Origin of the sequence: Leptolyngbya sp. FACHB-541, assembly GCF_014695875.1 — a bacterium.
Taxonomy (GTDB): domain Bacteria; phylum Cyanobacteriota; class Cyanobacteriia; order Elainellales; family Elainellaceae; genus JAAUTN01.
Genome location: NZ_JACJPC010000114.1, coordinates 1 through 14,460, shown reverse-complemented (window position 1 = coordinate 14,460; position 14,460 = coordinate 1). Strand labels below are relative to the sequence as shown.

Below are 14,460 nucleotides of genomic sequence, written 5' to 3'. Positions count from 1 at the left end.
TCTGGGCTTCTATTTGGGTAGGGTAGGGCTGCATCAATTCACTCGTTGCTCACCTATCTCTCTAGCTTACAGATAGAGATAGTAGAATTACACTTTATTTAATCCTCGATCCTTAATCTGGACTCAATTAAGCAACAAGTCCAAAAATTCGAGACACGAATTCTACTTGTGATCGCACATCGCTTCTCTCAACACCCTGAATCTGTCCCTTACGAATCATATTCATCGCTTCAATTCCTCTCAACGTTTGTCTGGCACTGTTGAAAGACTTGAATCCCAGCATTGGTTTGACGATGCGCTTAATGTTGCGATGATCTTGCTCAATCAGGTTATTCAAATATTTCACCTGCCGCAGTTCGGTCTGGGCTGCCAGCGTTTGATCGCTTTTTAGCCGTTCAATGGCGACCGGATAAGCCGCATTCTTGTCCACATTGATGACGCGTGGTGGAGTGACATGGCTGGCTTTCAACACTTTACGAAAGAACCGTGCTGCTGCTTTGCTATCCCGCTTTGCGCTCAGCATAAAGTCAAAGGTATCGCCCTGGGAATCCACAGCAAGGGTACAGATATTTCCACTTCCCTTTGATTTGAATGTATGTTTCGTCCACCTTCCACGAGTCGTTGGTTGGCTTCAGGTGAGGTCGAAGGCGTTTGTCCAACTCAGGAGCATACTTCAGCACCCAGCGATTGATTGTCGAATGGTCTACCTCCACTCCTCGTTCGACCATCATCTCCTCCAGGTTTCGGTAGCTCAAGGGATAGCGGCAATACCAGCGCACGTTCAACAGGATGATTTCAGGCAGAAAGTGCCGCCACTTAAACAGAGCAGGAGTAGACATCGGAGGGCAAGGAGGAAAGTTTGAGTCTGCTTACTTTATCATTGACTGGTTTTTGCGACACAACCTGAGAGACCCTGCCACTCGCAGCATTTCATCCCAGTAGTCAATGATGAGTTGACAGTTAATCCATCCCTTGAACAAGGGTTTGAGATCAGCGTCAGGTAATTGTCGTTTGATGCGATAGAGTTGCTGGGTGCCGACATCGCGAATGTGAGGAGAGAAGGATAACCCTAATAGATCAAACAAGGCAAAGATGAGTTCGGTGTAGCCTGGAGTATCGGTGGTATGTTCCAGAATGGTCAACTCCGTCTCATTCCCGAGAATGCTATCAAGGAAATAGGTGGCATCGCGCATCGTCGAAGGAATCACCTTACTCAGAAACCGCGATCGCATTAATCAGACTCGCAGTCGCAGTCGCAAGGAGGGTGAGCTAGAACAAATTCCCGTCGAGTTTGAACCGCTGAGTCAACTGGTGTTTAGTGTGCTGGTGGTGTACCGTAAAGCTGAAGCCGATACGCCCCTTCATGCGATCGCTGCAGAGATTTGGCAGGGGCAAGAAAAGGTGGCGATCGTGCCCCCAGTCCGTTAGAGTTGTCGGGAAATAGAACGAAACCCCTTGAAAACTTTACCCAGCAAGCTTTGCCGCTATTTCTGCCAGAAATCGCTACACCCTTTGCAGAACATAGCTTTCAGCCGCTTTTCTCGCTATTACCCAACCAGTCTATTGGAAGTATTCAATGAACTAATTGCGTTCTGTCGCTTTAAGAGAGAACGTGTGATTGGTCACCATTGCAATATTTCTGTGCCATATCGATGTGAATTCTTTAAGTAGTTGCTTCATACTGGCTGGATGAGCGACCGCCCACATGTTCAGACTGAGGCAAACGCAAGCTAAGGCTAATAAAATGTAGGTAGGAGGCATGACCACTCCAATACTGAACCAGGTAAAATCGTGCAACAGCAAAACCAACGCAAACAGGCTCGCCGCAAAGGCTGACCAATAAACCTGGGCTGAGGATTGAAACCTGACTACCAGGTATAGGGTGCATAAGGTTAACAAAAGATTAGAGGGCACCAAAAAGGCGCAGATTGTAATGCAATAATTTCGTGAAAAATCAAACAAAAAAGTCATATTTTTTATCCCTTAAAAGCTAAAAAATGAGAGTGAGCGGTTGATAGGCTGTTGCCTTACTTCTGTCTTTTGTGCGCTTTGAGACAAAAGGAATTCATCTATTTTTGAGACAAAGTTGGGTTGATAGTTAACAGAGTTAAACGAAGCTCAGATACTTCAAATCCTGCAATCTGAAACCTCTTTCTTGATCTACAAAGTGCCTTAAAACTGTATTAGCACCAGGCTGGTCGCCTCGCGACATGTAGCGTGATCGCTGTTTATCTCTCCATTCTAATTCAGAATGATTGTCTCTAACCATTTATGGGTTCGTCTGCCTGAACCCAGACGTTCATTTCAGGTAGGGTTAAAAGTCCAGACTGAGTGGCTAATGCGACATCTGCTGCATCTCAACCATAGGCGATCGCAATCCGATTTCCCTATGGTTCTGATTGAGTCGCATCAAAGGCATACTAGTGACCACCGATAAATGCTTCAAACTAAAGAGCGAGAATCAAACAAATTACAACTATCAGTTTTGTGGTTTTGCTGTGTAATTCCAATGGGGTTGTACCTTGACGTGTAGGAAGGGGAATGAGCGATGCGAATCTCAATACCCTCAGTATCGAGAGTTGTGGTACGGCTTTTACTTAAAGCTTAATTAAGCACAACGCGATCGAGTAAATCATCTTAGAGTAAAGGTGATAGCTGCCACAGTGAATGCCTGACTAACCTATGCCTTCTGACTCCTCGCAACCACCGATATTTGAATTAACTGGGGAACCAGTTGATGCACCTTTTCCTATTGTGGGAGTAGCTGCCTCTGCGGGAGGGTTAGAAGCCTTCACGCAGTTACTCAGCCACCTTCCAACCGATACTGGAATGGCATTTGTGCTGATTCAACATTTAGCACCAGATCATGAGAGTTTGTTGAGCGAGATTCTCAACAGAGTCACACAACTGTCAGTCCGCGAAGTACAGAACAACACAACCGTAGAGCCAAACCAAGTTTATGTGATTCCGCCTAATACCAAAATGGTGCTCTCAAACGGTGTGCTGCAACTGTCGCCCCGGGAGAAGGTGTTTGGCAGGTATATGCCGGGGGATGCTTTTTTTGCTTCGCTGGCATCCGATCGCGGACACAAAGCGATCGCCATCGTTTTATCGGGGTTAGATGGCGATGGATCGTTGGGGTTGAAAGCAATCAAGGCAGCTGGCGGGGTGACATTTGCTCAGTGTAAAGACACAGCCCAATTTGACAGCATGCCAAATACGGCGGTTGCTACGGGAGATGTCGATTTTGTGCTGCCGCCCGCAAAAATTGCTGAAGAATTGGCAAACCTGAGTCGCAATCCGATGTTGGACCACTCACAGTCACCGGGCTTGGCGGAGGAATTACCTCAACCTGCCGATGCCCTGGCGACGATCTTTGCCTTACTGCGATCGCACACAGGGGTTGACTTTAGCCGCTACAAGCCCAACACGATCAATCGGCGAATTCAGCGACGAATGCTGCTGTATAAGTTGGAACAGTTGGAGGACTATGTTGCTTATCTACAAGCGCATCCGGCTGAGGTCAAGGCTCTGTATGAAGAAATTCTGATCCATGTGACTAGCTTTTTCCGCGATCCAGACGCGTTCGACTTGTTGAAAGAGCGAGTCTTTTCTACGATTACGCAAAACAAATCTGCTGACATGCCAATTCGGATCTGGGTGGCGGGCTGTTCGACGGGTGAAGAGGTGTATTCGATCGCCATCTGCCTGCTGGAATTTTTGGAGGATCAGTCTGTCCAATTCCCGATCCAGATTTTTGCGACGGATATCAGCGAAATAGCGATCGACAAAGCCAGAGCAGGCGTTTATGCCGAGAATCAGATGGTGGAAGTGTCAACGGCGCGCCGCCGCCGTTTTTTTCATGCCATTGAGGGAGAGCGATTTCAAATCAATAAGGCGGTACGTGAACTCTGTGTATTTGCCCGTCAAAATTTAGGCAGCGATCCCCCGTTTTCTAATCTTGATTTGATTAGCTGCCGCAATCTGCTGATTTATTTGGGAGACGCACTGCAAAAGCGGATTATGCCGATCTTCCATTACAGTCTTAATCCAGCAGGTTTTCTGTTGCTGGGCACCTCTGAGAGCATTGGTCAAGTCTCAGACTTATTTACGTTAGTCGAGAAAAAGTACAAGCTTTACGCTAAGAATCCTACTGCTACTCGTCCAATATTTTCGTTCATCCCTAGCAACTATCCGTTGCCGAAGGCAAACGATCGCCAGCCAATGTCTGCCCTAACCGAAGAGTTTGACTTAGAAAAAAAGATCGATCACCTGATTGCTAACCATTACGCTCCAGTAGGAGCGGTGCTCGACGACAAAATGCAGGTGCTGCAATTTCGGGGAAATGTCGATCGCTACTTAAAACTCGTCTCTGGAGTTGCAAACCTCAACCTATTCAACTTATTAAGGGATGGACTGCTGGTCGAGGTACGGGCTGCTATTTATCGAGCCCAACGGCAAGAAATGCCTGTCATCAAGAACGGTCTCCGCCTAGAAGAGAGTGAACACGCCAGAGTCGTTAACCTTCAGGTGATTCCCTTTAAAATTCCACCGACTGAAGAACGCCGCTTTTTAGTGCTGTTTGAAGACATCCCCCCTACTAGCAGCCCCAGTCCGATCAATTCGGATATTCCTCAGAGCGAGCTAGAGCAGGAGAACGCACGACTCAGGAGAGAACTTGCCGCTGCCAACCAGGAACGAGCCGCAACTCAAGAATATTTGCAGGCAATTATTAAAGAGCAGGAGTATACCAATCAAGACATCAAAGTTGCCAATGAAGAAATTTTGTCAAGCAATGAGGAACTGCAAAGCACCAATGAGGAGCTAGAAACTGCCAAAGAAGAGATACAGGCAACCAACGAAGAACTAAACACCACGAATGAAGAACTTCGTAGCCGCAACGGGGAATTGCATCAGGTCAATAATGATCTGACCAATTTGCTGGCTAGCATTAACATCCCGATTCTGATGTTGACCAACGACTTACGCATTCGCCGCTTCACGCCGATGGCACAGCGTTTATTCAACTTCATCCCGGGGGATGCCGGACGACCCTTGAGCGACATCAGAGCCAATCTCAACATCCCAGACTTAGAGTCGCTACTGTTGGAGGTGCTGGAAACCCTCAGTGTCAAGGAGCTAGAGGTGCAAACGCAGGGAGGGCACTGGTATACGTTGCGGATGCGCCCCTACCGCACCACTGAGAACCAGATCGATGGCGTGGTGATGGTGCTGCTAGATATTGATGCCGTCAAGCGTAGTGCTGCCACCCTCGAAGCAGCCCGGAATTACGCCGAAGCGATCGTCGAAACCGTGCAAGTGCCGCTGCTGGTGCTGGAGCCCGATTTCCGAGTGAATACCGCCAATCGATCGTTCTATGACACGTTCCAGGTGGCTCCTCCTGAAACCGCGCAGACGCTACTGTTTGATTTGGGCAACGGTCAGTGGAATATTCCCGGACTGCGATCGCTTCTGGAAGACGTTCTGACCAACAATACAGATTTGCAAAACTTTGAGGTCGAGCATGATTTTGAGCGGATTGGACACAAAGTCATGTTGCTGAATGCCTGGAAGATTATTCAAACTGAGGAAGCTCAACGACTTTTGCTGTCGGTTGAAGACATCACCGATCGCAAGCAGTTTGAAGCCGAGCGAGCGCAACTCCTGAGCCAGGAACAGGCTGCCCGTCAACAGGCAGAAGCAGCTAATCGTGCCAAAGACGAATTTTTGTCGAACCTCTCCCATGAACTCCGCAACCCGCTCAATACGATGCTGGGCTGGTCGCAATTGCTCTGCAACCGTCAGCTTGATGAGGCAGCCACAACTCGTGGGTTAGAAGTGATCGAGCGAAGCGCTAGGGCCCAATCTCAACTGATTGAGGACATGCTCGATATTTCTCGCATTACCAGTGGCAAGCTGCACCTCAACACGAGGCTGCTAGATCTGGTCTCCCTTGTAAATCTTGCGATCGAATCGGTTCAACTTGCCGCTGAGTCAAAAACGATTCAAATCGTTTCGCAGCTAAACACTGCAACCGTTGTGGGCGATAGCGATCGCCTCCAGCAAGTGTTGTGGAATTTGCTGTCTAACGCGATTAAGTTCACGCCTCCCGGTGGACGGATAGAAATCACGGTAGCATCGATGCAAGCTGATGCTGAAATTCGCATCAACGACAGTGGACAGGGCATTCCGCTAGATTTGTTGCCCTATGTGTTCGATCGCTTCCGTCAAGGAGACTCTAGCACCACGAAAACGAGGCAGGGGTTGGGGTTAGGTTTGGCGATCGTCCGGCATATTGTAGAACTGCATGGCGGTACAGTACAAGCTGAAAGTCCGGGTGAAGGGCAAGGAACCACCATTACGGTGAGACTCCCTCTCCGTTCAATGCCCCCAGAGGTGACATTGCCGATTAACTTAGAACCTATAACAGAGGAAGATACAGAACCCGTAAACCAGGAAGTTCCCTCCCTGGCAGGCTTACGCATTCTGGCGGTGGATGATGAAGTGGATAACCTGGACTTGGTGAAGTACATCCTAGAAGATGTAGGAGCAGAGGTTGAGACGGTTACTTCAGGTAGAGAAGCGATCGCCTCTTTGACTAAATCTCCCAGCAGATATGATGTACTTCTGGCTGACATTGGAATGCCAGATGAAGATGGGTTTTCGCTGATTCGGCAGGTGAGAGCATTAGACGAGATTGCTGGGGGACAGATTCCCGCAGCAGCAATTACAGCTTATGTCAGCGATCAAGAGCAGCAACAGGCGATCGGAGCGGGGTTTCAAATACACATCGCTAAACCGATTGAGCCGACTCAATTGATCCGGATGGTGGCAAACCTGGGTGGACGAGTAAGCGAGGAGGAAGTGCAGGGTCAAGACTAATAGATAGATTGAGCATATCTGCCCGTATTCCGTAGAATGTAGGCAACAACCGCCATTAAAACAGGCTAGGGTTAACAGGTATGGTATCCCCACAGTTAAAGGCGGTGTATCAAAGAGCATGGGTACTGCAACAACGGGCAAACGACCTACCTGAATCACAGCAAGCGCTCTTATCAGAAGCGCTGACAGAGCTTCAGGCAGTTTTAGAAGAATTGCAGGCATCTGAGGCAGAACTGCATCTTCAAAATGAAGCGTTAGTTAACACTCGTCAAGCTGTAGAATCGGAACGTCAGCGCTACCGCGAACTGTTTGAATTTGCACCAGATGGTTATTTGGTCACAGATGCCAACGGCAGAATCGAGGAAGCCAATAATGCGATCGCGACTCTCCTCAATGTTTCCCAAGAGTTTCTGGTCGGCAAGCCGCTGCTAGTTTTTATTGATCAGCCCGATCGTTCCTCATTTCATCTCAAACTCGATCGGTTACAGCAGTTAGACAAGCTGCAAGATTGGCAGATTCGTCTCCGTTCACCCCAGCGATCGCCCTTTGATGCAGCGCTAACGGTTACTGTAGTTCGCAATGCATTGGGTCAGATCGCTAGCCTGCGATGGCTGCTGCGCGACATCACCGAGCGCAAGCAAGTCGAACGGCTTTTAGAAAACCTCAACTCAGAACTAGAACGACAAGTGCAAGAGCGTACGGCTGAGTTACAGCAGGCGCTTGATTTTGAGGCGGGTCTAAAACGCATTACCGACAAAGTGCGGGACAGTTTGGATGAAAGCCAGATTCTACAGACCGTGGTACAGGAACTAGCACTCGTACTGGGTGTAATCTGCTGTGATGCTGCGCTGTACGACCTCGACTTAGCCACGTCCACAGTCCGCTATGAGTTCACAAACTTTGAGGTTGAGGGAGTTACCCGTTCACCCTCGTTGTTAGGACAGGTTATCTTAATGAGAACCTCACCTGAAGCTTATTACCAGCTTCTACAGGGTGAACATTTTCAGTTTTGTGAGATTGGGCAGAACCCAGTTCGGCATCTTACAATTCTGGCTTGTCCTATTGTTGATAATCAGGGCGTTTTAGGTGACTTGTGGTTATTTAAGCCACAGCAGGATGTTTTTTATGAGTCAGAAATTCGCCTGGTGCAGCAAGTTACAAACCAGTGTGCGATCGCCATTCGGCAGGCTCGGCTCTATCAAGCTTCGCAAGTTCAGATTCAGGAGATGAAAAAACTTGACCAACTCAAAGATAGTTTTCTCAGCACCACATCTCATGAACTTCGCTCCCCTATTACCAACATGAGAATGGCAATTCGGATGTTAAAAATTGCGCTTGAGCAAGAGCGAACTGCTGCTGAAGAGGTAACAACATTAGAGAAAAGAAATACGGTCGATCGATATCTCAACATTTTAGATGCGGAGTGCGATCGAGAAATTAGCTTGATTAATGATTTGCTAGACTTTCAGCGATTGGATGCAGGTGAACATCCTCTCAGCATAAAACCCATCCAGCTATGTGACTGGCTTCCTCAAGTGATTGCCCCTTTTCGGGAACGGGCGCGCGATCGCCAGCAAACCTTTCAGATAAATCTCCCCTCAAATTTGCCTGTCCTGATGTCCGATGCGGCAACCTTAGAGCGAATTTTAACAGAGCTATTCAACAATGCCTGCAAATACACGCCTCAGAACGGACAAATTACAGTCACAATCCAATCGCAGGCAAACTCAATGCAAATTCAAATCAGCAACACAAGCGAAAAAATTTCTGCCAATGAACTCACTCATATTTTTGATAAGTTCTATCGAATTCCAAATGCTGATCCCTGGAAGCAAGGTGGCACCGGATTAGGATTAGCACTAGTACAGAAGCTCATCCAACAGCTAGACAGTCAGATCGCCGTCGAAACCACAGCAGGACAGCTCCACTTCACGCTTGAACTTCCATTACTAAGCATTCAGCCTGAGTGATCAGAAGCTTATGGTTTTTGAACGATTTGTTGAACGGTAGTGAGAACAACATAACAATTAAAGCACCGACTATTCTTTAAAGCGCTATGATGGTAGTCGGGACTAAGAATCGGTTGTAGTGTTTGTTTCAACTATTGAACGTTTTTATACATTTGGTATTGACGGGCTTCTCTCCGAAATCTCACTCTCTACATTCCTTTTTTGGAGATTAGTTTATGTCAATTTACGTGGGTAACCTGTCCTATGAGGTTACAGAAGCTGATATGACGGCTGTGTTTGCAGAATACGGTTCAGTCAAGCGGGTTCAGCTCCCGACCGATCGTGAGACGGGTCGGCTACGTGGTTTCGGTTTTGTAGAAATGGGGACAGAGACTGAAGAACAGGCTGCCATTGATGCCCTAGACGGTGCTGAGTGGATGGGGCGCGATCTCAAGGTCAATAAAGCTAAACCCCGTGAAGACAGAAATTCATCTGGTGGTGGCAATCGCCGAGATAGCTTCTCTCGCGGTTACTAAATCATCAGGCATACTTGAACGCAGGATGGGTTAGGCTCAACTGAAGCATTAACCTCTTAAGTAGGGCGGGTTAGTTGTCGTTAATCCGTTCTACAATTAAAGATAGCCTCGATAGGTTCTGATTCTTTAGAAAAATTGATTTCATTATAGAATTTGCTACATAATCTCAAGAACGCCTCTTTGCTAGCTTTTCCATTGTCTGGAAGCGTCCTCATACATTCCTTGATTTCTTCAAAAAACAAGCATTTTGCTTCAACCATGAGCTGAATTTCTGCGTTCACCAGTTCTAATTCTTGTCTAGCATAGTGTAAATCTTGCTCTATCACTTGCTGTTGCTGTAACTGCTCAGATAAGTATTGCTTAAGGGAATTAATCTGTTCGCGCAGTAGCACAATTTCATCTTCTTTTTCAAGGGCAAGGGTTTGTTTCCACTGCTCATTGGCTGGTTGGCTAGTAGGAATGTATTGTTGTTCAGAACTGATTAACTGCATTTGCTAGAAGTTGTTAACTAGTTGAAGTAAGAGATACCCGAACGACGTAAGCTTTAGTTGTGCTGAACAAGGCAGTCTTGTTGAGCTTGTGGGATTTTAACAACCAAGCGATCGCAATTCATGACCTCGATTAGAGCAGCAGTAGAAAACCCCGAAACGTATATTTCGAGCTGAGCCTCTGGTAGTGCTTCAAACAAAAGCCTTTCTCTTGGAAAAACAATACGCTCAAAGTACCAATTTGAGATGTTTGTGATTCGGGCAATCTTCAGCTTGTGAGTGTCATTCACATAGCAGCAGAGAATGCGGTTAGCACTGTCAGCAGGCAGACTATCCAGAATTTGAGTCATCGTAATGAGTGTTGTAGAGCGTTATGACCATTGATGTCCAAGAATAAGTATGACGCTTTGCTGTTAAAGATCTTGTCCAAGTTAGTGTTTTACCTGTGTATAAGTTATACAAACATCGCTAAAACATTCAAAAGTTGCAGATAGTGTTTGACTTCTTTACCCAAGAAGATACAAAACGCATTTGATGCTTTCTGTTTTAGTAGAAAGCATCGAACCAGAATTTAGAGGAGCTCTGCAGATGACTGCAACCTTAATCAGGCGACCTATGTTTCGTCCCATGCAAAGGGTTAGCTTTGTGGGTGGAGAGGGAATTGTGCGAAGCTACAAACCCAACGCTGGAACTTGGGCGTATCTTGTCGAGATGCCACTGGGGCTAAATCCTGATTTTGGCAGAGTGGGGGCAGAAACGATGGTATTGCTCAATGAGGCAGATTTGCGTGCAGCTTGATTCAAAATCAAAGCTGTTAACCAGGCTTCTAGTTGCATCAATCATCGTGTTAACAAACTCTTGATTCTGCGTTTCGCTATAACATCACTGCTGTTTACTCTACACTTGCTGATTGGCTGCTAAATTGCCCATTCGCTTCAAGCAGTACAGCCTGTAGTTTTTACACCAGAATCATTTTTAAGGAATTTTGAAGGAGAATTTGTGACTGTTCACTCGTTAAGCTCTGCTCCAATAGGGGAGCAACCGCTTATATTAAGCTGGAGGAATGTCGCCTTTTTTAGTGCTGTTCATGCCCTAGCGCTGCTTGCACCCTGGTTTTTCTCTTGGTCTGCTTTGGGGGTGACGATCGCGCTTCATTGGCTTTTTGGCAGCATTGGCATTTGTCTGGGCTATCACCGTTTGCTAACGCATCGTAGCCTTCAGGTTCCCAAGGCACTAGAACATACCTTCGCGCTTCTAGGGGCACTTGCCCTACAGGGTGGTCCCATCTTTTGGGTCGCTGGACATCGTTTACATCATGCCTTTACCGAAGATGTTGATAAAGATCCTTACTCCGCTCGACGGGGTTTTTGGTGGAGCCACATGCTTTGGATTATGTACCCCCGCCCTGAATTTTTTGCAACCGAAACCTATCGTAAGTATGCACCTGACTTGGCACGCGATCCGTTTTACACCTGGCTCGATCGCTATTTCCTGCTGTTGCAACTACCGCTAGGACTACTGCTGTATGCGCTGGGAGGCTGGTCATTCGTTGTCTATGGGGTGTTTGTGCGAGTGGTGTTGCTCTGGCACACAACCTGGCTGATCAACTCAGCTACGCATTTGATTGGCGATCGCACTTTTAAAACTGAAGATGGGTCACGTAATCTCTGGTGGGCAGCTTTACTCACGTTTGGAGAAGGGTGGCATAACAACCATCACGCTTACCCTAAAGTGGCAAAGGCTGGCTGGAAGTGGTGGCAGGTGGATATTACATGGTGGGCGATTCAAAGTTTGAAAGTACTGGGGTTAGCCCAAAAAGTAGTCATGCCTCCCCTACAGGCAGAAACCACTAAGTAGACATAGAACGCACCTAAAGAGATTGATTCAATCTTTTCGTTCTTAAACGTTTGTTCAATTCCACTATCAATCGTTTGTTCCTTGCCCTGGAAGTGGAGAACTATTTGCGCGATCGCTTGAAGAAACTTCGCCCTAAAGGATAAGGGACAAAGGGTAAAAGATTGCGCAAACAAAGGGGCAAGGTAAAAAGCTGTCGCTATCTATAGCTGTAACGAATCACTCAAATTGCTGCTTAGAATTACTTCATTCCTGCTCCTCAAGTTCTTTTTGAGGTAATAACAAAGCGGTTTCAGTTTCCTGCCGCACAGCAGCGGTCACTTTACAATTGCTGTTGAGACAATCGATCAACAATTGATTGGCACCATAGTATTGCTGCAATGCTTCTTGTTGCTCTGGGCTGAAGTGCCAGTCATGTTGAGCGCTGTGAGGGTGGGTGGCGCGGATGGAAGCAGACTGGGCAGTAAGAGATTGATAGCTTGCCCAGGTTAGAAATTTTTGCAGATATGGATCTTGAGCTACGATCGCATCGATTTCCTGCTTCATCAACTGCACGAGAGAATCTGCACTTCGCAGCATTGCAACGGTCAACAAAAAGATTTCTCGCCAGCGAGGCTCAGTCACATGGCTGGCTAGCTGCTCTAATGCTCGATCGGACGCGTGCAGATTGTGACTGGCAACAATTTTTCGAGCCGTAAAATATTCTTGGAATATCTGATCACCAAAGGAGAAAATCCCCTGCACCCGTTCTGCCAACACTCCATGCTGTAACTCGATCGCCTTGAGTATCCCTTCACTGTCTAATTGCAATTCCTCTGGCTCGATTGCAGCATTGGGTAAATCACGGATGTAGTCCCCAATTTGTTGTTCAACGGCTTGTCGTTCAAAAAAGTAATGCCCTTGCTCAAACGTGACGGTTGCAACTTGGCTCAGCAGCTTGAGCTTTTGGGGCAATAACAAGCCGTGATACATCTCGTCACGCTCAATGCCTTTTGTTTCGTCCCATTTGCTGAGCAAAAGCTCTAAACATTGTTTATAAAACTCCGCTCGTTTAGCGGGAAATCTGCCCTGATGCTGGAAAACCCAGCAGGCAAGATGGAGGAACAGCGGGGTCACAGAAAGTCTACGAAAGGGTATATTTTCAGGCAAACCTAGCTGCTGAACGAACTGAATGGCTTGTGTTTGCCCAGCTTGAAACGTGGTCTTCGTCAGCGCTGTAAACCACTTTTGAGCAAATGCCACAATCTGGTCTTGCGTAAATAGGGCTATTTCCACATCGGTGAAGCGTCTAAGGTTCGGAGCTTTAGCCGCTGTGCGGCAAGTCACAATAAACAGATTCTGTTGATACTTTTCAGAAAGTCGGCGAATTTCGTTGACAACCGCTTTCCGATCTTGCTCAAGCACTTCATCTAATCCATCTAGCAACAGCAACACCCTGCCTGCCTGCAGTAGAGTTTCAAGCACAGAAAGGTCTGAAATACCCGACGTGCGAAAGTCGTCAAAAATAAAGCTGAGTAAGCTCAACTCATCTGCTGCTCTAGATTCGTCAGCAAAATCCCTCAAGCTGACAAAAATTGGAACTCGATTAGCCGCAAAGCTACCTTGGTTGCACCGAATCGCTAGATGTTGCAAGAAAGTAGTTTTACCTGCCCCTGGTTTTCCCAACACTCGCAGCTTCGAGTAGATTTCGACGGCTTTCACGCCTGCCATTTGAGTCTGAGACATTTCTCCTGGGTCAAATTGAGTGCACTCTTGGGGCGTGATGCGTTGCAGGTCAGCCAACTCCAACCACTGCTGGCTGGGAATTTCCTCTAGAATGTTGACATTGATGTAAAGGTCGTCAATCTTGACAGGGTGGCTGAGGTTCAACAACTGCAAGGTACCGCACTGGTCTTGGACTTTATCCTGCCGTTGCAATTTTACCTGACGTACTAGGGTGTTAATGTCTGTAACCGGTGCAATCGTAGCCTCTCTAAGTTCAGGAAATTCTGCGGGAGGATCGATCGCAATGTCTCGCCAGTCTAAGTCTAGAATCGAGCAAAGCTCTTGAAAGGTTTGCCGCTCAACAGGCTGCCCCGTAAAGAAACGCCAAACCGATTGGCGCGTCTTTAACCCTACTTCCCCTGCTAGATTTTCTTGAGTCCATCCTTTGTAAGTAAAAGCTCGCTTTGCTTGTTGCATCCCAGAAGACGAGGCCCGGAGAGATCTTTTGACCATGAGATCAAACTCCTGGTTTTCATCTCAAGAACTTATACAGTCATTCACACCTATAAATTTACAATCTTTTCTTGCGCCAATAATCTATCACGTGACACAAATCACATAGATTTGGGTTGTGTCGCAAAAATGAGAAGGTAGGAAGGCTCAATTTTCTCTGACCTCCTTACCCTAAATGGCATCTCAATCCCTGTTCAAGTGGCGGCACTTCTTGCCAGAAATCATCGTGTTGAATGTGCGGTGGTATTGTCGCTATCCTCTGAGCTACCGGGATTTGGAAGAAATGATGGCAGAGCGAGGGGTCGAGGTCGATCATTCCACGATCCATCGGTGGGTATTGAGTTACGCTCCAGAACTAGACAAACGAGTTCGACCGCATCTGAATCTGACAAACGACTCGTGGCGGGTGGATGAAACTTATCCCTCTTTCATCACTCTAGGCGGAGGAAAATCGATGAGGCACAGGATGAGGAAGCCATCCTGAGAACTGGTTAATGCACTGGATTAATCTCACAAAGCCAGAGTGTAAACCAG

General features: G+C 47.1%; 12 protein-coding genes and 1 pseudogene. 7 read left to right on the top strand and 6 right to left on the bottom strand.

Going from position 1 to position 14,460, the window contains the following annotated elements; all coding sequences use genetic code 11:
- Nucleotides 1–127 precede the first annotated feature (127 nt).
- Together H6G00_RS24885 and H6G00_RS24880 are read right to left on the bottom strand one after the other, a co-directional pair.
- A protein-coding gene (locus H6G00_RS24885) for an IS6 family transposase (RefSeq protein WP_242042486.1) occupies nucleotides 128–839 on the bottom strand; the annotation gives its coding sequence in 2 pieces (ribosomal slippage) (nucleotides 128–559 and nucleotides 561–839; 711 coding nt in all).
- A 30-nt stretch (nucleotides 840–869) separates the two neighbouring features.
- Nucleotides 870–1,193, bottom strand: coding sequence for a Tn3 family transposase (locus tag H6G00_RS24880; protein ID WP_190798806.1), 324 nt, complete (start codon nucleotides 1,191–1,193; stop codon nucleotides 870–872).
- Between H6G00_RS24880 and H6G00_RS24875 the strand changes: the two genes are divergently transcribed.
- Entirely contained in the window at nucleotides 1,180–1,428 is a 249-nt protein-coding gene (locus H6G00_RS24875) for a hypothetical protein (RefSeq protein WP_190646356.1), read from the top strand. The genes H6G00_RS24880 and H6G00_RS24875 overlap by 14 nt on opposite strands.
- 235 nt (nucleotides 1,429–1,663) lie before the next feature.
- Here H6G00_RS24875 and H6G00_RS24870 read toward each other — a convergent pair whose 3' ends face one another.
- Nucleotides 1,664–1,888, bottom strand: coding sequence for a hypothetical protein (locus H6G00_RS24870; protein ID WP_190646355.1), 225 nt, complete (start codon nucleotides 1,886–1,888; stop codon nucleotides 1,664–1,666).
- 794 nt (nucleotides 1,889–2,682) lie between these two features.
- Between H6G00_RS24870 and H6G00_RS24865 the strand changes: the two genes are divergently transcribed.
- From H6G00_RS24865 to H6G00_RS24855, 3 genes are all read left to right on the top strand, one after another.
- Nucleotides 2,683–6,882 (top strand): chemotaxis protein CheB, encoded by a 4,200-nt coding sequence (locus H6G00_RS24865; RefSeq protein ID WP_190798805.1) that lies wholly within the window; start codon nucleotides 2,683–2,685, stop codon nucleotides 6,880–6,882.
- Between the two features lie 80 nt (nucleotides 6,883–6,962).
- Entirely contained in the window at nucleotides 6,963–8,852 is a 1,890-nt protein-coding gene (locus H6G00_RS24860; RefSeq protein WP_190798804.1) for an ATP-binding protein, read from the top strand.
- A 215-nt stretch (nucleotides 8,853–9,067) separates the two neighbouring features.
- A complete protein-coding gene (locus H6G00_RS24855) occupies nucleotides 9,068–9,367 on the top strand; it encodes an RNA-binding protein (protein ID WP_190646351.1) in 300 nt (99 codons plus the stop codon).
- Between the two features lie 80 nt (nucleotides 9,368–9,447).
- On the opposite strand, the gene H6G00_RS24850 is transcribed toward H6G00_RS24855, so the two are convergent.
- Both H6G00_RS24850 and H6G00_RS24845 read right to left on the bottom strand, forming a co-directional pair.
- Nucleotides 9,448–9,858, bottom strand: a complete 411-nt coding sequence (locus tag H6G00_RS24850; protein WP_190798803.1) for a hypothetical protein — start codon at nucleotides 9,856–9,858, stop codon at nucleotides 9,448–9,450.
- 53 nt (nucleotides 9,859–9,911) lie between these two features.
- Nucleotides 9,912–10,205: a DUF1830 domain-containing protein gene (locus H6G00_RS24845; RefSeq protein ID WP_190646349.1), complete on the bottom strand. Its 294-nt coding sequence runs from the start codon at nucleotides 10,203–10,205 to the stop codon at nucleotides 9,912–9,914.
- Between the two features lie 238 nt (nucleotides 10,206–10,443).
- On the opposite strand from H6G00_RS24845, the gene H6G00_RS24840 reads away from it, so the two are divergent.
- On the top strand, nucleotides 10,444–10,653 hold the full coding sequence (locus H6G00_RS24840) for a hypothetical protein (protein WP_190680283.1): 210 nt from the start codon (nucleotides 10,444–10,446) through the stop codon (nucleotides 10,651–10,653).
- A gap of 201 nt (nucleotides 10,654–10,854) precedes the next feature.
- Nucleotides 10,855–11,712 carry a fatty acid desaturase gene (locus tag H6G00_RS24835; RefSeq protein ID WP_190798802.1) on the top strand — a complete coding sequence of 286 codons (858 nt, stop codon included), beginning with the start codon at nucleotides 10,855–10,857 and terminating at the stop codon, nucleotides 11,710–11,712.
- 243 nt (nucleotides 11,713–11,955) lie between these two features.
- On the opposite strand, the gene H6G00_RS24830 is transcribed toward H6G00_RS24835, so the two are convergent.
- Nucleotides 11,956–13,926 (bottom strand): NACHT domain-containing NTPase, encoded by a 1,971-nt coding sequence (locus tag H6G00_RS24830; protein ID WP_190798801.1) that lies wholly within the window; start codon nucleotides 13,924–13,926, stop codon nucleotides 11,956–11,958.
- 175 nt (nucleotides 13,927–14,101) lie between these two features.
- Between H6G00_RS24830 and H6G00_RS24825 the strand changes: the two are divergent.
- Nucleotides 14,102–14,347: pseudogene (locus H6G00_RS24825) on the top strand (IS6 family transposase); the annotation flags it as partial.
- Nucleotides 14,348–14,460 lie beyond the last annotated feature (113 nt).